Source organism: Citrobacter sp. TBCP-5362 (assembly GCF_005406305.1).
Classification (GTDB): Bacteria; Pseudomonadota; Gammaproteobacteria; order Enterobacterales; family Enterobacteriaceae; genus Citrobacter_B; species Citrobacter_B koseri.
The window spans coordinates 880,295-901,195 of sequence record NZ_CP040234.1 but is presented as its reverse complement, the minus strand read 5'-3'; the positions used below and the strand labels follow the sequence as shown (position 1 = coordinate 901,195).

Below are 20,901 nucleotides of genomic sequence, written 5' to 3'. Positions count from 1 at the left end.
AAATTATTGTTCGTAACGAAAGCGGAATTTTTCTTGTTCAGCGGCCGCTTTGGTCAGAATCCACTGACGAAAGGCGGCTATTTTACCCAGTTCTGCCTGACTGTCATGACAAACCAGATAAAAAGCATTTTTACTGACCAGAACGTCGTTAAAGGGACAGACAAGACGCCCGGCTTCAATTTCTGATTGCGCCATGACGTTGTTCGCCAGCGCAACCCCCTGTCCGTGGATGGCAGCCTGTAGCACCATTGCGCTATGGCTGAAAATAGGTCCCTGCTGCACATTAATATGATTCAGCCCCAACTGACGCGTATAGGTCTGCCAGTCTCTTCGCGAAGCATCATGCAGTAATGTATGTTTTGCCAGATCTTCCGGCGTCTTTAACGGCTTATCGCCCGTCAGTAATAACGGTGAACACACCGGCAGTAAATATTCTGCGTACAATTTTTCGACGCGCAAGCCCGGCCAGTTGCCACGCCCATAAAAAATAGCGACGTCGACATCATCAGCCAGCTTATCTTCCTGACGGTCCACGGCCTGAATTCTGACATCGATTCCCGGATAAGTTGAGTTAAAGCTTGAGAGTCGAGGAACCAGCCACTGGATCGCAAAACTGGGCAATAAACTGACCGTAAGCGCGCCTTTTGCACTCCGCGCCTGAAGTTTACGCGTCGCTTCGGTTAATTGCGAAAAAATCTCTTTGATGTCGAGGAAATAGCTCTGCCCCTCTTCCGTTAGCAAAAGCGAACGATTGCGACGACGGAACAGTTTTAGCCCCAAAAAATCCTCAAGTGACTTGATTTGGTGACTTACTGCGGCCTGTGTCACAAAAAGCTCTTCTGCTGCGCGAGTGAAGCTTAAATGCCGCGCTGCGGCATCAAAAACACGTAATGCATTTAAGGGTGGTAATCGTTTTGACATGGCTTTTAGACTTTGATGTTAAATAAATTTAACAATTAGGTAACCTTGTGTAACCTATTAGTTTTTTTAATCTGAGCCATTATAATTTGTCCGTTGAGGTTCTACCAGCAAATACCTATAGTGGCGACACTTCCTGAGCCGGAACGAAAAGTTTTATCGGAATGCGTGTTCTGATGGGCTTTTGGCTTACGGTTGTGATGTTGTGTTGTTGTGTTTGCAATTGGTCTGCGATTCAGACCATGGTAGCGAAGCTACCCTTTTTCACTTCCTGTACATTTACCCTGTCTGTCCATAGTGATTAATGTAGCACCGCCAATTGCGGTGCTTTTTTTTGTCCATGACCGACCGGTTACTGATCCAGTTCGACCATCTCTTTAACGTCAGTACGATTGATCTGCTGTTTGTTGCCGTTAGCGTCTTTATAAGAAATCATGCCGGTTTCATCATCGGTTTTTGGCTTACCGTCTGACACGATAGTACGGCCATCATTTGTGTGCATCACATAATTCGGACCGGAACAGGCGCTCAGGGCAAAAGTCAGCATACATGCAGAGATCATTGCGGCAGTCTTTTTCATTTTCATCTTCTTCTCCTTAGAGCTGTTTATGCTAAATAAAACGGGTTCCGTAACAGGCAAAAACATTCGCCTAACACTATTTAGCATAACCTGCTTCCCTGACTTCACCAGGATAACCAGACAATTCCGATGGTTAGGACAAACCTTGTATCACAGCCCTTTTTGCGCCACGATCGGTATACTGAATTGAGGAATACCATGAACGCTTTCAATCCTGCGCAGTTTCGCGCGCAATTTCCTGCCCTTACCGATGCGGGCGTTTATCTCGACAGCGCCGCGACGGCGCTTAAGCCTCAGGCCGTGATCGACGCCACGCATCAGTTCTACAGCCTGAGCGCCGGAAACGTCCATCGCAGCCAGTTCGCCGAGGCACAGCGGCTAACCGCACGCTATGAAGCGGCGCGCGGCAAAGTGGCGCAGTGGCTGAACGCGCCTGATGATGCATCGATTGTCTGGACACGCGGCACCACGGAAGCCATCAATATGGTGGCGCAATGCTATGCCCGCCCGCGCCTGCAACCCGGCGATGAGATAATCGTCAGTGAAGCGGAGCATCACGCGAATCTCGTTCCCTGGCTGATGGTCGCTCAGCAGACGGGCGCAAAAATCGTCAAACTGCCCCTGAATGCCCTTTTCCTCCCCGACGTGGAGCGTCTGCCTGAACTCATCACGCCACGCAGCCGGATTCTGGCCCTGGGACAGATGTCGAACGTCACGGGCGGCTGCCCGGACCTGGCGCGCGCTATCACGCTGGCGCACGCGGCAGGGATGGTGGTGATGGTTGACGGCGCACAAGGCGCGGTGCATTTCCCCGCCGATGTACAGCAGTTAGATATTGATTTTTATGCCTTCTCCGCCCATAAGCTGTACGGCCCGACGGGCATCGGCGCGCTGTACGGCAAACCGGCCTTACTGGAAGAGATGTCCCCGTGGCTCGGCGGCGGCAAGATGATCGCTGAAGTCAATTTTGAAGGATTCACAACCCAGGCCGTTCCCTGGCGTCTGGAAGCCGGCACGCCAAACGTGGCAGGGGTTATTGGCCTTAGCGCCGCGCTGGAGTGGCTGGCGGAAGTGGATATGGCGCAGGCCGAAAGCTGGAGTCGCGGTCTGGCGACGCTGGCGGAAGACGCGCTGGCGAAGCGTCCGGGTTTCCGCTCTTTCCGTTGCCAGGACTCCAGCCTGCTGGCCTTCGATTTTACCGGCGTTCATCACAGCGATATGGTGACATTACTGGCTGAATACGGCATCGCCCTGCGCGCCGGGCAGCACTGCGCGCAGCCGCTGCTGGCGGCGCTTGGCGTAACGGGCACCCTGCGCGCCTCTTTTGCGCCGTATAATACAAAGCATGATGTGGATGCGTTGGTCAGCGCCGTTGACCGCGCGCTGGAAATACTGGTGGATTAATGACAAGCCCTCTTTTTGCCGGACACCCGTTTGGCACGACCGTAACGGAAGAGACGTTACGCGCTCTCTTTATCCCGCTCTCGCAGTGGGAGGACAAGTATCGCCAGCTTATTCTGTTGGGTAAGCAACTCCCGGCATTGCCGGATGAGCTAAAAACGCAGGCAAAAGAGATCGCAGGATGTGAGAACCGCGTCTGGCTGGGGCATACCCTGTCGGAGAAGGGAACGCTGCACTTTTTCGGTGACAGCGAAGGGCGTATTGTACGTGGTTTGCTGGCGGTTTTACTCACGGCGGTAGAGGGAAAGACCCCGGCGGAACTGCTGGCGCACTCGCCGCTGGGGTTGTTTGATGAGTTAGGCTTAACAACACAACTTAGCGCATCGCGCAGCCAGGGGCTGCATGCGCTGAATAACGCGATTCTTGAGGCTGCCCAGCAAGCCGGATGACGACACTGATGCGTCTTATCCGGCCTACAACACCGCACGAACCGTAGATCGGATAAGCATAGCGCCATCCGACACAATCAAGCCTGACGCGCCGCCTTCGCCATCATCTTCTTCAGCGCGTGGGACACAGCAACAAAGCCAAAGGTCGCAGTTACCATCGTGGCTGCGCCGAATCCAGAGGCGCAATCCATTCGTTTCGGCCCTTCCGCCGTCGCTTTCATCGCACATACGGAACCATCAGCCTGCGGATAAACCAGCGCTTCCGTTGAGAACACGCAGTCCACGCCCAGTTTGCCCTTGCTGTTTTTCACCACACCAAAGTCGCTTTTCAACCGTTCGCGCAGTTTCGCCGCCAGCGGGTCCTGGATGGTTTTCGCCAGATCCGTTACCTGAATCTGGGTCGGGTCTATCTGCCCACCCGCCCCGCCGGTGGTGACTAACGGAACCTTATTTCGGCGGCACCAGGCAATCAGCGCGGCTTTTGGCCGCACGCTGTCAATGGCATCAATGACATACGAAAACCCTGCGCTCATATACTCCGCGACGTTATCCGGCGTGACAAAGTCATCCACCACCGTCACCCGGCACTCCGGGTTGATCTGACGAATACGCTCGGCCATCACCTCGGCTTTCGCCAGACCGACGTTATCGCGCAGCGCATGAATTTGCCGGTTGGTGTTGGTGACGCATACGTCATCCATATCGATGAGCGTGATCGCGCCAATGCCGGTACGCGCCAGCGCCTCTGCCGCCCAGGAGCCGACGCCGCCGATTCCGACCACGCAAATATGCGCACCGGCAAACAGCTGCAACGCTTTTTCACCATACAGACGGGCGGTGCCGCCAAAACGCTGGCGCCAGGCATCACTAATTACAACAGACATACGACCTCAGAATTAAAAAGGGGTAATACGATCGTAGGCCGGATACGTCGCTTGCGACGCCATCCGGCATGATTTGCCTGATGGCGCTACGCTTATCAGGCCTACGATTTAAATCTTCAGCGAAGCCGCCATCAGGCAATCAACCGCTAAATACGTTACCGGTTCCCGGGGCGTTTTTCAGCACCCAGACGCGCCCATAGTGATTATACCAGCCTGCGCGGTGCCCGGCGTCCGGGCCAATCCCCTGATAAATATCAAAGTGCTGGCCTTTAATCGCGCCGCCCACGTCCAGCGCCACCATCAGGCGCAGTTCGTACTGGCCGTTAAACTTGCCGTTGTTATCCAGCAGCGGGACTTCCGCCAGCAGGGTTGTTCCTGCCGGGATAATGCTGCGATCGGAAGCCACAGACGCACGACCGATAAGCGGCACGGCGCTGGCGCCTTTCACCGGCGCAAAAGATTGCGGCTTAAAGAAGACGAATGACGGGTTTTGCTCCAGCAGCTCGCGCACTTCCGCTTCACTGTGGGTTTCTCCCCAGTGGCGAATAGCCTGCATCGACATATCTTCTTTCTTCACTTCACCGCGATCGATCAGCACCTTGCCGATACTGCGGTAAGCATGGCCATTTTTCCCGGCATAGCTGAAGAAATTCAGCGGACTGCCGTCGCCAAAATCAATATAGCCGCTGCCCTGAACGTCCATGATGAAGTTATCCATCAGCGAGTTGCTGTACGCCAGAATGTAGCTGTCGCTCAGCGCGCCGGAATAGATCTCGGCACGAGACGGTAAGCGGCCGCGTTTTGGCGGCATGCGATAAATAGGGTACTGGAACTCGCCCTGACGGGTATGGCGCGCCTGGATAACCGGCGTGTAGTAACCGGTGAACTGGACGTTGCCGTAGTTATCCGCCCCTTCCATCTGCCAGGCATCAATACCAAACTGGCGCATCATTCGCGTATCGCCACCGGAACGTAACCACTCCTGCACGGCGTTATAGACGTTGCTCTGGTTGCCATACAGACGCGGCGACGCGCTGCGGATTTGGTTGACCTGCTCGGCGAAATCGCCTGCGTTGATAGGCGCCCCAATGGCGTCAGGTTGGTTCACCAGTGAGAAAGGCTGGGTAAACTTCCCGTCTTTATACTGCTGGCCGCGATCGGTTGGTTTAGAGGAACAGGCGGCAAGCATTGCAACCACCGCCCCCATAAGAAGGTAATTTGCCCAACGTCCTTTCATGAGTTCTCGTCTTTTAGCTGTAAATCTTGCGCTATGAAGATAACAAACCCCCGAACCTAATGAAATGCGAAGCGCTCCCCTGACGCAAATTACGCACAAAAAACGTACCAAAGCGCGTTGTTTTTGCACACAATCATCCCAATTTCGTGATCCGGGTGAAAAAAGGGTTGCATGAAAATGTTAGCAGAGTATAGTGCGCATCCACGGACGCGGGGTGGAGCAGCCTGGTAGCTCGTCGGGCTCATAACCCGAAGGTCGTCAGTTCAAATCTGGCCCCCGCAACCAATACAATGTGAAGAAAAAGTTACTCGATGGAAGAGTAACAGACGGACGCGGGGTGGAGCAGCCTGGTAGCTCGTCGGGCTCATAACCCGAAGGTCGTCGGTTCAAATCCGGCCCCCGCAACCAATTGAAATCTGATGTAATATTTTGCAAAGTAGTTCGAATCACAACAAGGCGGCGACGCAGTGAATCCTTAGGAGCTTACTCCAGTAAGTGACTGAGGTGAACGAGGAAAGCCAACGCAGATGTGGTTTGAAATACGAAGCAGAAAGACGGACGCGGGGTGGAGCAGCCTGGTAGCTCGTCGGGCTCATAACCCGAAGGTCGTCGGTTCAAATCCGGCCCCCGCAACCAATATTAAACACCTTAACGGGTGTTTTTTCGTTTCTGCGGTCCGTAAAAAAAGCGCCTTTCAGCGCTTTTTTATTATCCCCTTCTCGCCAGCGTCGCCCCATCGGCAAAGTAGGCTTTAATACCCGCCAGAATCGACTCCGCCACTTCCTGCTGGAACTTCGCCGTTTTGAGCTTACGCTCCTCTTCAATATTACTGATAAAGGCGGTTTCCACGAGAATAGAGGGAATATCCGGCGCTTTCAGCACCGCAAAGCCGGCCTGCTCGACCTGATTTTTGTGCAGATTATTAACCCTTCCCAGCTTGTTGAGCACCGCTTTACCGAACTTCAGGCTATCGGCGATGGTCAACGATTGCACCATGTCGAACATCGTGTGATCGACATAGCGATCGCCGCTTTTACTCACGCCGCCGATCAAATCCGAGGCGTTCTGAGTTTGCGCGAGGTATTTTGCCGCCGTACTGGTCGCGCCCTTCGTCGAGAGCGCAAAAACGGATGAACCGCTGGGCTGTCGGCTGGTAAACGCGTCCGCATGGATAGAGACAAACAGGTCGGCGCGCTGCTTCTGGGCTTTCGCCACGCGCACTTTCAGCGGAATGAAGATATCCTCATTACGCGTCATGTAGACCTTCATATTGCCTTCTCTCTCAATTAACGCGCGCAAGCGGCGGGCAATCTGCAACACCACGTCTTTTTCGCGCGTCTTGTATTTCCCCACGGCGCCGGGATCTTCCCCTCCATGACCGGGATCGAGCATGATCACGATCGGGCGATCGCGTCCCGCCTTGCCCGGCTGCGGCCCGCTCTGCGCAGGCGGCACCTGCTTATCCAGATCGCCTTTGTTGTAATCTTCCAGCAGCGCCAGCAACGGGTCCTGCATATCCTGCGCATTGGCAGGGTAGAGATCCATCACCAGGCGTTCTTTAAAGCCCGCCACCGGTGCAAGGGCAAACAGCTGCGGTTTCACGTTTTGCTTCAGCTCAAACACCATCCGCACCGTCTGTGGATCAAACTGCCCCACTCGCGCTGACTTGATATACGGATCGTCCGCACGGATCTGCGCGCCAATGCCTTTAAGCACCGAGTTCAGATTCACGCCTTCAATATCCACCACCACGCGCTCAGGGTTACTCAGGGCAAACTGTTTGTATTTCAGCAGACGGTTCGATTCCACCGTGACGCGGGTATAGCTGGACGCAGGCCAGATGCGTACCGCGACGACCTGGCTGACGGCAGCCAAACCGACCTGACTTACGCTCAATAGCCACATGGCGCCCGTCCCTTGTAGTAAACGACGGCGACTGATTGCTGAGTTGGATCCCGACATGCTTCTCCCGAGCAAAACAAACTTAACGGTGCTGATGTACAAAACGTCTAAATTGACCGGAAACTTTAGCGAATGACGCATAATCTGTCATCTATAAAAGGGTAAACTTTCTTTTTGTATTCACGGTATTACTGGGAGAAAACTTCAGCAGGATTAAAATTTGCGCTTGCGTGCGACGGGAAAACAGAATAAAAATACATTAATTTCGAATAATCATGCAATGAGGGTGTGCCGTGGTGAAGGAACGTAGAACCGAACTGGTACAGGGATTCCGCCATTCTGTTCCCTATATCAATACCCATCGGGGAAAAACGTTTGTCATTATGCTTGGCGGTGAGGCCATTGAGCATGAAAATTTCTCCAGTATCGTCAATGACATCGGGCTTCTGCACAGTCTGGGCATTCGCCTGGTGGTGGTGTATGGCGCGCGTCCGCAAATCGACGCGAACCTTGCAGCACATCACCATGAGCCGCTGTACCACAAAAATACCCGCGTGACGGACGCCAAAACGCTGGAACTGGTTAAGCAAGCGGCAGGCACGTTGCAGCTGGATATCACCGCCCGTCTGTCGATGAGCCTGAACAACACCCCCTTACAGGGCGCGCACATCAACGTCGTCAGCGGCAATTTTATTATTGCACAGCCGTTGGGCGTGGATGACGGCGTGGATTACTGCCACAGCGGACGCATTCGCCGTATTGATGAAGAGGCAATTCATCGCCAGTTAGACAGCGGCGCAATTGTGCTGATGGGGCCGGTCGCGGTTTCCGTCACAGGCGAAAGTTTTAACCTGACCTCAGAAGAGATCGCCACGCAGCTCGCCATCAAACTGAAGGCGGAGAAGATGATCGGCTTCTGTTCGTCGCAAGGGGTAACTAACGACGAAGGCGACATCGTTTCCGAACTTTTCCCGAACGAAGCGCAGGCACGCGTTGAAGCGCAGGAAGAAAAAGGCGATTACAATTCAGGCACCGTGCGGTTCCTGCGCGGCGCGGTGAAAGCCTGTCGCAGCGGCGTGCGTCGCTGCCATCTGATTAGCTACCAGGAAGACGGCGCGCTATTGCAGGAGCTGTTCTCACGCGACGGGATCGGGACGCAAATCGTGATGGAGAGCGCCGAGCAGATTCGCCGCGCCACCATTAACGATATCGGCGGGATCCTGGAGCTGATTCGCCCGCTGGAGCAACAGGGGATTCTGGTGCGCCGCTCCCGTGAACAACTGGAGATGGAGATCGACAAATTCACGATTATCCAGCGAGATAATCTGACCATCGCCTGCGCCGCGCTGTACCCTTTCCCCGAAGAAAAAATCGGCGAAATGGCCTGCGTGGCGGTACATCCAGATTATCGCAGTTCATCGCGTGGCGAAGTCTTGCTGGAGCGGATCGCCGTGCAGGCAAGACAGATGGGCCTCAGCAAGCTGTTTGTGCTGACAACGCGCAGTATTCACTGGTTCCAGGAACGTGGGTTTACGCCGGTGGATATCGAACTGCTGCCCGAGAGCAAAAAAGAGATGTACAACTATCAGCGTCGTTCAAAGGTGTTGATGGCAGATTTGGGATAACCCATTTTGCCTGACGGCGACGCTAAAGCGTCTTATCGGGTCTACGGGGATGCTGTAGGCCGGATAAGCGCAGGCGCCATCCGGCAACTTGCCTCACAGCCCGTTATTAAAAAACGCGGACAGTCCGCTACGTCGTTCCGTGCGCGTCGCAATTGCCCCGCTCAAAACCCGTTCATCGGCATAGAGAGACAGGCGACGACGTGCGCGCGTCACGGCGGTATACACCAGCTCGCGGGTCACAACCGGCGAGCGCTGGCTGGGTAAAATCAGCGCCGCATGATCGAACTCCGATCCCTGCGATTTATGCACCGTCATCGCCCAGGTTGTTTCATGCTCCGGCAAACGGCTGGGCTGCACCGACTTAATGCTGCCATCCGGCATGGCGAACCACACCCTCAACCCCTGGCCGCGATCGAGCGCAATACCGATATCGCCATTGAACAACCCCAACGCGCTGTCATTGCGCGCAATCATTACCGGACGCCCTTCATACCAGCGGCTGTGCGGGTGACGCTGAATTTTGCGCTTTTGCAGCATAACCTGTTCGATACGTTCATTCAGACCGCCAACGCCAAACGGCCCTTCACGCAGCGCGCACAGCAACTGGTACTCATTGAAAGCCTGAATAATCGCCTCCGGCTCCGCGCCCTCGCGAACAAGCGCCAGATAACGCCCATAACCGGCCAGCGCCTCGTCGAGCATGGCGGCGTAATCCTCGCTGCTCTGTAGCGTTCGTTTTTTAATATCGCTGAATCCCTGCTGAAAGACCGTTTTCATCGCCGCTTTATCGCCGCGATTAATGGCTGCCGCCAGTTGACCAATGCCGGAATCATGCCCGAAGCGATAGCTTTTTTGCAGCAAACACAGGCTATCGCGCAAAGAGGCCGCCTCCGTGCCTGCGCCCGCAGGAATGGGGCTTCCCGTCAGTCGGCTCAGCTGCTGCGCGCGCCCGGCGGTAAATCCGGCATTTACCCAGGCGCAGATATCGCCCAGCACCGCCCCCGCCTCAACGGAAGCCAGCTGATCGCGATCGCCGAGAAAAATCACGCGTCCGTGCGGCGGCAGCGCCTCAATTAGCCGCGACATCATCGGCAAATCGATCATTGATGCCTCATCCACCACCAGCACGTCCAGATGCAGCGGGTTTCCCGCGTGATGGCGCAGCCTCTGGCTACCGGGCTGTGCGCCCAACAGCCGGTGCAACGTACTGGCGTCATCCGGGATGCGTTTTTTTTGCTCATCCGTGAGCGGAAGCTGGCGCAATGCCGCGCCAAGCGACTCGGTCAGACGCGCCGCCGCTTTCCCCGTCGGCGCCGCCAGTCGTATACGGCATCGCTCGCCGTCCGCCATCTGAATCAACGCGGCCAGCAGCTTCGCCACGGTAGTGGTTTTACCGGTGCCAGGCCCGCCGGAAATGACGGAAATACGGCGCGTCAACGCCACGGCCGCCGCCACTTTTTGCCAGTTGACGTCATCCGTCGGCGGGAAAAGCGCATCCAGCGTGCGGGCCAGTTGCAGTTCATCTACCGCGATCGCCTGGTTAACCTCGCTAAAAAAGCGGGCTACCGTGCGCTCGTTACTCCACATCCGGTTCAGGTAAAGGCGATCTTCATGCAGAATCAACGGCGTTGGCCGCTCTCCCCGACTGACCGCCCCGGAAGCCAGCAGACACGATGCCCAGTCTTCAGGCGCGTCCCTCTCGCTAAACCAGGAGACCAGTAGCGGATGCGACTCTTCCGTTATCGCCAGGCGCGAAAGCGGCATACAGACATGCCCTTCCCCGGCATCGCGGCTGAGCAATGCAACGGCCAGCGTCACGCACGGATCGTCCTGCCCGGCAACCGCCAGCGCAAACTGAGCGTCTAATGGCCGCAACAACTGTTGTTCTACGGCCTCCAGTAATCGCTTCTGAATTGTCATTGCGCCTCCTCCGCTACAACGCCTGCAAACATCTCATCCATTAACGCAATCAGTTCGCCGTCCGGCCGGGTCGAGAAAATGCCCTGCCGTGGATATTCACGGTCAACGCCGCGCAGGAAAAGGTAGATCACGCCGCCGAAATGACGTTCATAGTCATAATCGGCGATGCGATGGCGCAGATAGCGGTGCAACGCCAGCGTATACAACTGATATTGCAGGTCATAGCGATGCGCCTGCATCGCTGAGGCCATCGCCTCCTGAGTGTAGGCCGTGCTGTCTTCGCCCAGCCAGTTTGATTTGTAATCGAGCAGGTAATACCGCCCTTCATGGCGAAACACCAGGTCGATAAACCCTTTCAGCATGCCGCGAACCTGCATGAAGTCGAGCGGCGGGCAGCCCGCCGAGAGCGGATCAAACCGGCGAATCAGCGCATCCAGTTGACTGGCGATAAGCGGCTGTGCGATCGGCAGATAAAACGCCATCTCCACCTGTTTTTCACGGGCGGAAAGATGACGCAGACTCACGCCGCGTTCGGTCAGGGGAGCCTGCAAAACAGCGTCCAGCCACTGCGTTAAAACCGGCTCCCAGTGCGCGTCATAACCGCCAAGCTCCAGTTTTTCCCGTACCCAGGCCGGGTCAACGGGCTGCGTAAAGTCGAGGTCTTCAAACAGGCTATGCAGGAATGTACCCGGCGATGCCCCTCGCGGGAACTGGTGCGGCGTCAGCTCCGGCTCTTCCACCACGTCCCCTACCCCGGCGGCATCCACATCCAGACGCGGAATTAAATCCTGGGCGACGCTATGGCCTTGCTGCTGTAAGCCGGAATAACTGGTTACTCGCCAGTTGTCGGCAGGCATTCGGCGTAATTCTCTGGCGCTTAGCGCCGCACGCGACGCTTCCGTTACCTGCCAGCGTTCGCTGTCCGGTTCGTCTGGCGTCCGACAGGCGATATCCTCCCCGCAAAGCGCGTCAATGCAGGCGCGAAGCCCAGCGGCATCTTTCGGCTCACCTTTTTGCAGCAGGCGCCCGAGCGCGCTCTGGTGTACATCGGTATCGCCTTTCTTATCTCCGCGACGACGCACCAACGGCGCAACGCCGAGGCTGCAATGCCACACCGAACGGGTCAGCGCCACATAAAGCAAACGCAGGTCTTCCGCCAGACGCTCTGCTTCCGCCAGTTCAACGCTCTCCTCGGCGTGGCTGAGATCCAGCACCGCGTCAAACGAATTGCGATCGTGATAAAACGCCTGATCCTGCACGCGGAAATGGGTAATAAAAGGCAGCCAGACGAGCGGGTATTCCAGCCCTTTTGATTTATGGATGGTGACGATTTGCACCAGATGTTTATCGCTTTCCAGCCGCAGTTGCTGGCTGGCGGCATTGCTGTCCGGCTCAAGAATATGCTGCGACAGCCAGCGCACCAGCGCATGCTCACTTTCCAGCTGCGAACCGGCTTCCTGCAACAATTCGCTGATGTGCAGAATATCGGTCAGGCGGCGCTCGCCTCCCGCCGTCGCCAGCAGGTTTTCGGCAATATTCCGCGCTGACATCAGCGCGCGCAGCATGGGCATGACGCCGCGCTTATGCCAGATTTGACGATAGCCGTCGAACTCTTCGACCACCGTATCCCAGGCATTTTCGTCGTTATTCAGCGTTTCGATGTCCTGCGCGGTCAACCCCATCATTGAGGCCGCCATCGCGCTACGCAGCGTATTTTCACGCTCAGGCGTCATGACGGCCTGTAAGATCCACAGCATCTCCTGCGCTTCCAGCGTCTCAAATACGCTGTCGCGGTTGGAGAGATAAACGGACGGAATCGCCAGCAGCGTCAGCGCATCACGAATTTGTGCCGCTTCCTGGCGGCTTCGCACCAGCACGCTGATATCCGAGGCTCGAACCGGGCGTGAGGTTTTCTCGCTAACAAGCAGCGCATCGCCAGTTTGCCCGGCTTTCAGCCAGTCACGAATTTGCGTCGCGCACACCTGCGCCATGTAACTCTGATAGTCGCCAATGCCGCAGCTTTCCCCTTCCATCAACCACATGTTCATGGCGGGCTGCGTCTCGCCGTTCAGCACAAAGCGCAGCGACTGGTTCTTCTGGGCCGATTTAACCGGCGCAAATGGAATTTCGCGGAACATAAAGGCGTCGTTCATCTGACTGAACAACGTATTCACGCTGTTGACCATGCCCGGTGCGGAACGCCAGTTGGTATCCAGCGTATAATGGGCGCTGACCTCGCTGCGGGCTTTCATGTAGGTGAAGATATCCGCGCCGCGAAACGCATAAATCGCCTGTTTCGGATCGCCAATCAGCAACAGCGCGGTGTCCGGCTGATGCCGCCAGATGCGGCGGAAAATGCGGTACTGCTGCGGGTCGGTATCCTGAAATTCATCAATCATCGCCACCGGGAAACGGCCACGAATTGCGCTTGCCAGCGCATCGCCGCTATTACTACGCAGCGCAACATCCAGACGACTCAGCATGTCGTCGAAACCTAATTCACCCCGGCGTTGTTTTTCCTGCGCAACCGTCTCGCGGATTTCTGCCAGCGCACGGGTAATCAGCAGATCTTTTATCGTCAACGGTTCAGCCAGCAGTTCCTCAATGGCGACAAACAGCGGATGCTGCGGGGTTATGCCGCCCGCTTTGGTTCTCTCTTCCAGGAATCGCCGGGAGAATTTCTCCAGCGCGTCGGGTAATTGATAGGTTTGCGTTTCCGCCTGCGCCCACGCCGTGATCTTCTCGATCCATTTCGTCTGGTTGCCGCGATTGAATTTTCTGCGATCGATTCCCGACGACTCTATCACCCCATCCAGTTCATCAACGGACGCGCACCATTGCTGCTTCAGGGCGTTAATACGCGACAAAATGTGTTCGTGGCGAGACGCCAGCGTCTCGTCTGACGGCGGCGGTGCTTTGATGACCGGCGCTTCGCCCTGCAAATAACGATCGATATCTTTCAGTAGCGCCCGGGGGCCTTTCCACGCTTCAAAGACAACCTGGGCAATTTCGCGTGGCAGCGGATAACAGTGACGCCGCCAGAAGTCGGCGCAGGCCTGATAGCGCAGAAGGGATTCATCTTCGATTAATTGCTGCTCGAACAGCATGCCGGACTCAAACGCATTCAGGCTGAGCATGCGCTGGCAAAAACCGTGGATGGTGAATACTGCCGCCTCATCCATCTGTCTTTCCGCCAACAGTAACCACTGCGCCGCCTGCTTTTTATCCTCGATCTCTTCCAGCAGGCGAGCATATAACGGGTTATCGGTAGTTTCACGCAGACAGGCGATGCGCAGTTCATGGATGTTGCTGCGGATGCGGCCGCGTAACTCTTCGGTGGCCGCCTCGGTAAACGTCACGACCAACAGTTCTTCCACGGTCAGCGGTCGGGGAAAGGCGGCAGAGCCGCCCAATCCGAGCAGCAGGCGCAGATACAACGCGGCGATAGTAAACGTTTTGCCAGTGCCCGCAGAGGCTTCAATCAGACGCTCGCCCGTAAGGGGCAAGCGTAAAGGATCAAGGGACTCAGCGGCATCATTCATTCTTTTCACTCATCAGGGGTAAGGTTTGCTGCAACGCGCTGACGTTCTCCCACACTTTCCAGCCTTCCGGGCGCACGTACTCTGCTTTCCCGTTCTGACTGCCGGAAACCTGTGACAGTATCGCCATGCCTTGCGGCTCAACCACCGCCTGATGGAAGAAATCGGCAAGTTTTTGCGGCGTCAGCAGTTTAATCTGAGCCACGATTTTATCACGTGAATCAAAGCGCATATTGCCGCGATCGAAATCTTTGCTTAATTTCGACGCTTCTTCGCCCAGCGTTTGCGGCGCTTGCAACATCTGCGCGATGATCGCCTGCTGAATTTGCGCAAACTCTTCCGGCGTCATCGCCCGCAGCTTCGCTTCCGCCGTTGGGAAGAATGCTTTGTAACGCTCCCAGAGATAAGACGGTTGCTTGTCGCTGCTTTGCAGCAGGAAACCCATCCCCCACTGACGCCCGACGCTCATCGGGAAAGCGAACACCGCATAACCTAACTGTTCTTCAGTACGCAACTGATTATAGAACCACGGCTGAACGATTTGCCCTAACATCGCGCTGTAGGCTGAACTGGCATATTCATCGTAACCGGTTGGAACGAATACCGCCGCCAGCGCGGAGTCAGTGCTGCTGCCCGCCTTCTCAAAGATGACCGACTGCTTTTTATCCACCAGTACGTCTTTATTGCGACACCACTCTGAACCGTTGGCGCCAAGCTGCTGTTGGATATCCCGCGCCATGGTTTTCACCTGAGCTTCGCGCATATTGCCAATCACCAGGAACTCCGGTCGCGCGCCTGCTTTTAACGTATCGCGGTAAGCCATGACCTCTTTCAGCGTGATCGAAGGCAACAGCTTACGGCGTTCATCACGCTGGAAGTAAGGCACCTGAGAAAGCATCTGTACCGGCATAATCGCCTGATCGTAGGCCTTCCCTTTTTCTGCGGAATCCATCATCTGTGCATACCAGGATTTCGCCTGTTCCAGCTGTTCTTCCGTCGCGGTGTAGCTGAAATACCCTTCCAGCAATGCCTGGAAAAGCTGCGGCAAGCGCTGCGTGTAACCGTTCGCGTTAAGCATCAGACCATTGTTGGCGTTGGTGGAAAAGCCAATCCCGCCAACCGATGCCTGGTTGCTTAACTGGTCGAGCGCGATCCCCGCGAGATAATCGTTTAACGCAAACATCACCTGGTTTCTGGCGCTGTCCATTGCTTTCGGGTTACGCAGAATAACGCTGACATCCGCCTTAGGCTCGCTGGCAAAATAACGGCTCGGCGCATAAACCACGCGCAAATCCGGTTCATCGACAATCAGCTCCGGGTGGGGATATTCCTTCTCCGGTTTGATCAGCGTGAAATCGTCTGGAATATAGGGGTTAAGCTCCGGTAATGACAGCGCAATGCCCTGCGCTTTTTGCTGCCAGTCGGCGAGCGTTTTGTCGTCGATTTTATTCACCTGATAAGGCGCGTCGACAAAATAGGCCGTTTTGTTGTGCGGTTCCTTCGGGCTGATGTACCAGATACGCGCATTCTGCGGCGTCATCATCGCCAGGCGTGATTTCACCGCCGCCGCATCGTATTGATCGGCGATATTCACCGCATCCAGCGTATGTTCCACCGGAACGCGAATCATCGTATCCGCCAGCCATTCGACGTAATCCATATCACGGGTGATAGAGGGGTAACGGAAGTCGAGATCCAGCACATGCGCCAGCTCATCGAAGTAACGTTTATCCACGCCTTTTTCACGTAACAGATTGAGATAGCTGAAGATGGCGGCGACAACGTCGTCCCGGTTCGCCAGCCCTTTGTCCGTCAGGGTAGCGGAAATAGCCAGTACGCCGCTGTTACCGTTAACCACCGGGTCGGAGTCCGCACGAATGCCTTCCACTAATCCTTGTTTTTGCAGCCAGTCGGAGAGCGTTCCCGGGCTACGGTTGCCAATCAGGTAGGTCACCAGTTCGTCGGTTTTGCTGCGAAACTGCGCGCTGTTGTTATCAATACGAAACTCTACGCGCAGCACTTTACGCGGCAGAGCAGGCACATAATGAATGATGATGCCCTTTTGCGCGTCCGTTACTACCGGCACGGTAATTTCCGGCTTTTTGATATTTTTATTCGGCACCCGGCCATAGGTTTCAGCCGCAATACGCGCCAGTTCCGGCAGCGGTTTGTTACTGTAAATCACCGCCTTCATCAGGTTCGCTGAATAATATTTTTCGTGAAACGCCTGCAACGCCTGCTGAACCGGGTTGCCCGGTTTGTCGCTTAAAGTTTCCAGATTGCCGCCAGAGAAGCGCGAACCCGGGTGCGCCGGGTTGATGGTTTCTGCGCTGACCTGCGCCATACGCATACCGTCTCGCGTACGCGCCATCGTCAGTTCGGCATTGACCGCATTGCGCTCACGCTCGGCATATTTTTTATCCAACAACGGGGCGGCAATGGCATCGGCAAGGCGATCGACCGCACCTGACAGGGCGTCGTTTTCCACCTCCAGATAGAAGGCGGTACGATACGGCGCGGTGCTGGCATTATGGCTGCCGCCGTGCATTTTAAGGTATTCGGCAAGGCTGTCAGGCTGGGGATATTTTTTAGATCCCATCAGACTCATATGTTCGAGATAGTGCGCCAGCCCCTGATGTTCATCGGGGTCCTCCAGCGATCCAACAGGCACCACCAGCGCCGAAAGCGATTTCACCGCTTGCGGGTCGGATACCAGCAAAACCACCATGTCATTGTCCAGACGAATCGCCTGATACTGACGCGTATCTTTCTCGCTTTTACGGATGGTTTCCGCCAAAGGCTGCCAACCGGTATCTGCCTGACTTAAGGGTGCCCAAAGGGCGACAAACAACAATAACGCTTTGAACCAGGTGCTGCGGGGCATTCACGAACCTCATCATTAACTTTCTTTCCCGCTCAGGTGAAGCGCGAGCGCGACGCTGGCGCTTATTGAGCAGGACAAAACTGTGTGCTAAACGAGTCAGCATCTCTTATTGTAAAATCAGTCCGTGACAGAAAACGCATCATAAATGAAGCCATTTAATTGCGCAATTTTTATACAGCCCTCACGACTGATTAAAACGAAATAGCGGTAACAGATAACGTTGAGACTGAGAAATAATGCTCTCTATCGTCTTCGGCTCCAGCTGACGCCACAACCGTTGATACCAGATATCATCCCCTTCTCCGCGTATCACCATGTTACCTTCATAAGCCTGCAAGAACTTCGTCCGGGCTTTTTGCAGCGTGTCAGCATCATCTAACATGGCATCATTCGCCGCGTCATAACAAGCTTTTATCCATGCGCCGCCGCTTTCAGGAAGAACCAGCAGTGGGGACGACATCCCTTCCCGATAACCGTCAATCAGCTGTGCGAGGTAAGTTAACGCCTGTTCAGCCTCTAACGGCGGGAAGCGCCACTCTCCCTCTTTACGCAGGAACAAACGACTTTCGCCTTTTCCGCCACAGGCACAATAGACAAGGTGTTCCAGCCAAAGTTGCATTCCCTGCGCAACGCTTATTAAAGATGGGCGCCAGCGCAACAAACCGTCTTCCTGCACCTGCGGCAACCACCCCGTGATCTGCACGCCATTGCAGAGCAGATCAACTTCCATACTTTTCCCCGGCTGACGACACGCGATAATCCTGTCCGCCAGCGACTGCATCTCCTGACGCTGCGTATCCCAGAGGATCTCGCCAAAAGCGCCATACGGGAGATCGCCCGCCGCCCGGAAGCGACGGAATAAAAGCCCGGCATCCTCTTCTTCGACCAGCGTATTAAGCAACTGCTGATTAAGCTGATAGCGGGTTAGCCCTTCCAGAATGAACGGCTCCGTATCGGGAATTTCACTCTCTTCCGCGCGGAAATTCACCTGTAGCCGCATCTGGAAAAACGCCCGCACCGGATGCGCCCAGAAGCGCTGAAGTTTTTCCAGCGTCAACGTCTCAGGGAGTTCATAGGGCAACGGCTGTACAAAATCAGAATGGGCCTCGCCTGACTGACTTGCAGCAGGCAGCCATTCGCGCGCGTAGCTTTGCTGTTCACCGGGAAGATAGTTTTGCGCATCAAACGGCATCCGCGTGTGCAGGCGAGCGATATGCGCTTTCACGCGGGCCTCGCTCTCATCGCTGGTCAGTTCTTCATCTCCCGGCAAATAGTGACTTTGCCCGATATAATCCATCAGTTCCTGCACCAGGACTGACGGGAAACGTTCGCTGTTATCCTGAATAGAGCGCCCGATGTAGCTGATATAGAGCGTCTGCTGCGCAGAAATTAAGGCCTCAAGGAACAGGTAACGGTCATCATCGCGACGGCTACGATCCCCACGCATCGGTTTCTGACTCATCAGGTCAAAACCGAGCGGCGCCAGCTGACGCGGATAGACGCCGTCATTCATACCAAGGAGACACACAACCTTAAAGGGGATAGAACGCATAGGCATGAGCGTACAGATGTTTACCGGCCCCGCCAGAAAACGCTGGCTGATGCGTTCCTGATCCAGCCTTTGTGCCAGCTCGTCCCGTAACAGAGACAGCGGCACCGCATCGCCATACTCCGCCTCAAGCCCTTCGGTGATAATCGCCTGCCATTGCTGCTCGATAAGGGTCATCGCGGCTTCCGTTTCCGCATCGGGCAGGAAAAAGTCATTGAGCATGTCGCGGCAAACCGGGAGCCACTCTTCCAGCGGACGCGCCTGCGCCAGTCCGCGACGCCAAAGGTTCAACTGCATAAGCAGGGACGCCAGATGCCCGACCAGCTCTGCAATCAGCCCGCTGGACTCGTCATAAGGCAGCACGGACTGCCATTCGCCCTGCGCGCTTTCCATCGCGTAACCCAGCAGCATACGCGTCAGGCCAAATTGCCAGGTATGCTGCCCCGTTGCAGGAAGCGCCAGCTCGCGCACGTTGTCGTCATCAATCCCCCAGCGGATACCCGACTCATTGACCCATAAGCGAAGATAGCGCAACCCTTCTTCGTTGATGTTAAATCGAGCCGCCAGAACCGGCACGTCCAGCAGCGCCAGCACATCTTCAGAGACAAAACGGCTGTCCGGCAACGACAGCAGGCTGATAAACGCCTGCAAAACAGGATGCGACTGACGCGCCCGGCGATCGGAGATGGCATAAGGCAAATAGCGTTCGGCAGGCGCACTGCCAAATACGGCCTGAATAAAGGGGCTATAGCTGTCGATATCCGCCACCATGACGATAATATCGCGCGGCATCAGCGTCGGGTCGGCCTCCAGCATCGCCAGCAGACGATCGTGCAGGATCTCCACTTCACGCTGCGGGCTATGGCATACGTGAAAGGTCACGCTGGCGTCATTCGGGTCAAGCAGACGCTTGTTGTCGCTTCGGGCGTACTCTTCGAGGTTCACCCCAGCCACGGCGCGACTTTCCAGCTCAAGGATGTCCGCCTGAATGTTATGAAGCAGGTTGCCCGGGGGAATATCGACAAACGCATCCAGTTCCTGCGTGTTTTCCAGTTCGGAAAGCAAGTAGATGTAATCCCGCCCCAGTTTCCCCCAGGACGCCAGCATCGGGTTCCCGACATCCTGCTCGCCGTCGCTATTAAATAACTCCCCGGCGCGTTGGTTATCGCGAAACAGCGGTAAGTCGCGCTCCTCAAAGCTGTGACGACGCTGACGAGCCACCAGTTTTGCCAGCCAGGCAGGGTCTCCGATATCCCCCCAGTAATAACGGCAGGGGTTAGTGAACAGCAGATAGATTTCGATGTGCTTTCCCAGTGCCTGCAAGGCCCGGAGATACACCGGCGGCAGCGCGGAAATACCACAAATAAAGACGCGCGAAGGCAGCCCCGTCGGGCTGGTTGTCGCATTTTCCAGCGTCTGGATAAAACGCTGATACACATTCGCACGGTGCCAGCGCGGCTGCCCCAGTTCAGCCGTGTATTCCACCAGCGCCTTCCACAGCGGCGCCTGCCAGATCTGAGCCTCCCCTAACCCGTCAACCATCTGCCCCGCCTCCCACTGGGTAAGCCAGTCGGGGCGATAGACCAGATACTGATCGAAAAGATCGGCGGCACGCGAGGAAAGCTGGAATAGTTTGCGCTTATCAGCGTCATCCGTCAGATAGTGGCGCAGTAGCGTAAAATCCTCACGCTCCAGCAGTTGCGGCAGCAGCGTCATCAGCTTCCAGCTCATGTTTTGCTTGCTGAACGCGCTCTCTTTCGGGATATCAGGCAGCACGCGTACAAACATATCCCAGATAAAACTCGCGGGTAGCGGAAAATCGATATTCGCGGCGATACCAAATTTCTGCGAAAGGGTCATTTGCAGCCACTGCGCCATACCGGTACTTTGAACCAACACAATTTCGGGTTCAAAGGGATCGTCAAGCCGATCGCGCTCAACGATGAATTCCATTAACGCTTCCAGCACGTCCAGACGGTTGGAGTGGTAGACCCTTAACATAGCAACTCCTGA

The 20,901-nt window shown here is 55.7% G+C and carries 12 protein-coding genes and 3 tRNA genes; 6 read left to right on the top strand and 9 right to left on the bottom strand.

Annotated features, from left to right (window positions below):
* Positions 1–3 precede the first annotated feature (3 nt).
* Together gcvA and FD428_RS04345 are read right to left on the bottom strand one after the other, a co-directional pair.
* A complete protein-coding gene (gene gcvA, locus FD428_RS04350) occupies positions 4–921 on the bottom strand; it encodes a glycine cleavage system transcriptional regulator GcvA (RefSeq protein ID WP_012134925.1) in 918 nt (305 codons plus the stop codon).
* A gap of 349 nt (positions 922–1,270) precedes the next feature.
* A complete protein-coding gene (locus FD428_RS04345) occupies positions 1,271–1,498 on the bottom strand; it encodes a YgdI/YgdR family lipoprotein (protein ID WP_024130904.1) in 228 nt (75 codons plus the stop codon).
* A 198-nt stretch (positions 1,499–1,696) separates the two neighbouring features.
* Here FD428_RS04345 and csdA point away from each other — a divergent pair, with 198 nt between their 5' ends.
* Together csdA and csdE are read left to right on the top strand one after the other, a co-directional pair.
* Positions 1,697–2,902: a cysteine desulfurase CsdA gene (gene csdA, locus FD428_RS04340; protein WP_112001595.1), complete on the top strand. Its 1,206-nt coding sequence runs from the start codon at positions 1,697–1,699 to the stop codon at positions 2,900–2,902.
* The gene (gene csdE / locus FD428_RS04335; protein ID WP_071257909.1) at positions 2,902–3,348 is read left to right on the top strand and encodes a cysteine desulfurase sulfur acceptor subunit CsdE; all 447 of its coding nucleotides are present in this window, start codon (positions 2,902–2,904) and stop codon (positions 3,346–3,348) included. Before csdA ends, csdE begins: the two co-directional genes overlap by 1 nt.
* A gap of 77 nt (positions 3,349–3,425) precedes the next feature.
* On the opposite strand, the gene tcdA is transcribed toward csdE, so the two are convergent.
* Both tcdA and mltA read right to left on the bottom strand, forming a co-directional pair.
* Positions 3,426–4,232, bottom strand: coding sequence for a tRNA cyclic N6-threonylcarbamoyladenosine(37) synthase TcdA (gene tcdA, locus FD428_RS04330; RefSeq protein ID WP_012134929.1), 807 nt, complete (start codon positions 4,230–4,232; stop codon positions 3,426–3,428).
* Between the two features lie 139 nt (positions 4,233–4,371).
* Positions 4,372–5,469: a murein transglycosylase A gene (gene mltA, locus FD428_RS04325; protein WP_012134931.1), complete on the bottom strand. Its 1,098-nt coding sequence runs from the start codon at positions 5,467–5,469 to the stop codon at positions 4,372–4,374.
* Positions 5,470–5,677: 208 nt separating this feature from the next.
* On the opposite strand from mltA, the gene FD428_RS04320 reads away from it, so the two are divergent.
* The 3 genes from FD428_RS04320 to FD428_RS04310 all read left to right on the top strand — a co-directional run bounded on the left by FD428_RS04320 (position 5,678) and on the right by FD428_RS04310 (position 6,105).
* Positions 5,678–5,754, top strand: a tRNA-Met gene (locus FD428_RS04320).
* Between the two features lie 46 nt (positions 5,755–5,800).
* Positions 5,801–5,877, top strand: a tRNA-Met gene (locus FD428_RS04315).
* Between the two features lie 151 nt (positions 5,878–6,028).
* Positions 6,029–6,105 (top strand) — tRNA-Met (locus FD428_RS04310).
* 72 nt (positions 6,106–6,177) lie between these two features.
* On the opposite strand, the gene amiC is transcribed toward FD428_RS04310, so the two are convergent.
* Positions 6,178–7,431, bottom strand: coding sequence for an N-acetylmuramoyl-L-alanine amidase AmiC (gene amiC, locus FD428_RS04305; RefSeq protein WP_024130905.1), 1,254 nt, complete (start codon positions 7,429–7,431; stop codon positions 6,178–6,180).
* Between the two features lie 233 nt (positions 7,432–7,664).
* Between amiC and argA the strand changes: the two genes are divergently transcribed.
* Positions 7,665–8,996, top strand: a complete 1,332-nt coding sequence (argA, locus tag FD428_RS04300; RefSeq protein WP_024130906.1) for an amino-acid N-acetyltransferase — start codon at positions 7,665–7,667, stop codon at positions 8,994–8,996.
* Between the two features lie 93 nt (positions 8,997–9,089).
* On the opposite strand, the gene recD is transcribed toward argA, so the two are convergent.
* From recD to recC, 4 genes are all read right to left on the bottom strand, one after another.
* Positions 9,090–10,916: an exodeoxyribonuclease V subunit alpha gene (recD, locus tag FD428_RS04295; protein WP_114848279.1), complete on the bottom strand. Its 1,827-nt coding sequence runs from the start codon at positions 10,914–10,916 to the stop codon at positions 9,090–9,092.
* Complete coding sequence (gene recB, locus FD428_RS04290; RefSeq protein WP_114848280.1) at positions 10,913–14,458, bottom strand: exodeoxyribonuclease V subunit beta; 3,546 nt, start codon at positions 14,456–14,458, stop codon at positions 10,913–10,915. Before recB ends, recD begins: the two co-directional genes overlap by 4 nt.
* On the bottom strand, positions 14,451–17,339 hold the full coding sequence (gene ptrA, locus FD428_RS04285; protein ID WP_114848281.1) for a pitrilysin: 2,889 nt from the start codon (positions 17,337–17,339) through the stop codon (positions 14,451–14,453). The genes recB and ptrA overlap by 8 nt, the downstream gene beginning before the upstream one ends.
* Before the next feature lie 181 nt (positions 17,340–17,520).
* Positions 17,521–20,889 (bottom strand): exodeoxyribonuclease V subunit gamma, encoded by a 3,369-nt coding sequence (recC, locus tag FD428_RS04280; RefSeq protein ID WP_114848282.1) that lies wholly within the window; start codon positions 20,887–20,889, stop codon positions 17,521–17,523.
* Positions 20,890–20,901: the final 12 nt, after the last annotated feature.

Bases quoted from the DNA above. Each gene is read 5' to 3' on its own strand.
- gcvA (WP_012134925.1), bottom strand. From the start codon at position 921: ATGTCAAAACGATTACCACCCTTAAATGCATTACGTGTTTTTGATGCC.
- FD428_RS04345 (WP_024130904.1), bottom strand. From the start codon at position 1,498: ATGAAAAAGACTGCCGCAATGATCTCTGCATGTATGCTGACTTTTGCC.
- csdA (WP_112001595.1), top strand. From the start codon at position 1,697: ATGAACGCTTTCAATCCTGCGCAGTTTCGCGCGCAATTTCCTGCCCTT.
- csdE (WP_071257909.1), top strand. From the start codon at position 2,902: ATGACAAGCCCTCTTTTTGCCGGACACCCGTTTGGCACGACCGTAACG.
- tcdA (WP_012134929.1), bottom strand. From the start codon at position 4,232: ATGTCTGTTGTAATTAGTGATGCCTGGCGCCAGCGTTTTGGCGGCACC.
- mltA (WP_012134931.1), bottom strand. From the start codon at position 5,469: ATGAAAGGACGTTGGGCAAATTACCTTCTTATGGGGGCGGTGGTTGCA.
- amiC (WP_024130905.1), bottom strand. From the start codon at position 7,431: ATGTCGGGATCCAACTCAGCAATCAGTCGCCGTCGTTTACTACAAGGG.
- recD (WP_114848279.1), bottom strand. From the start codon at position 10,916: ATGACAATTCAGAAGCGATTACTGGAGGCCGTAGAACAACAGTTGTTG.
- recB (WP_114848280.1), bottom strand. From the start codon at position 14,458: ATGAATGATGCCGCTGAGTCCCTTGATCCTTTACGCTTGCCCCTTACG.
- ptrA (WP_114848281.1), bottom strand. From the start codon at position 17,339: ATGCCCCGCAGCACCTGGTTCAAAGCGTTATTGTTGTTTGTCGCCCTT.
- recC (WP_114848282.1), bottom strand. From the start codon at position 20,889: ATGTTAAGGGTCTACCACTCCAACCGTCTGGACGTGCTGGAAGCGTTA.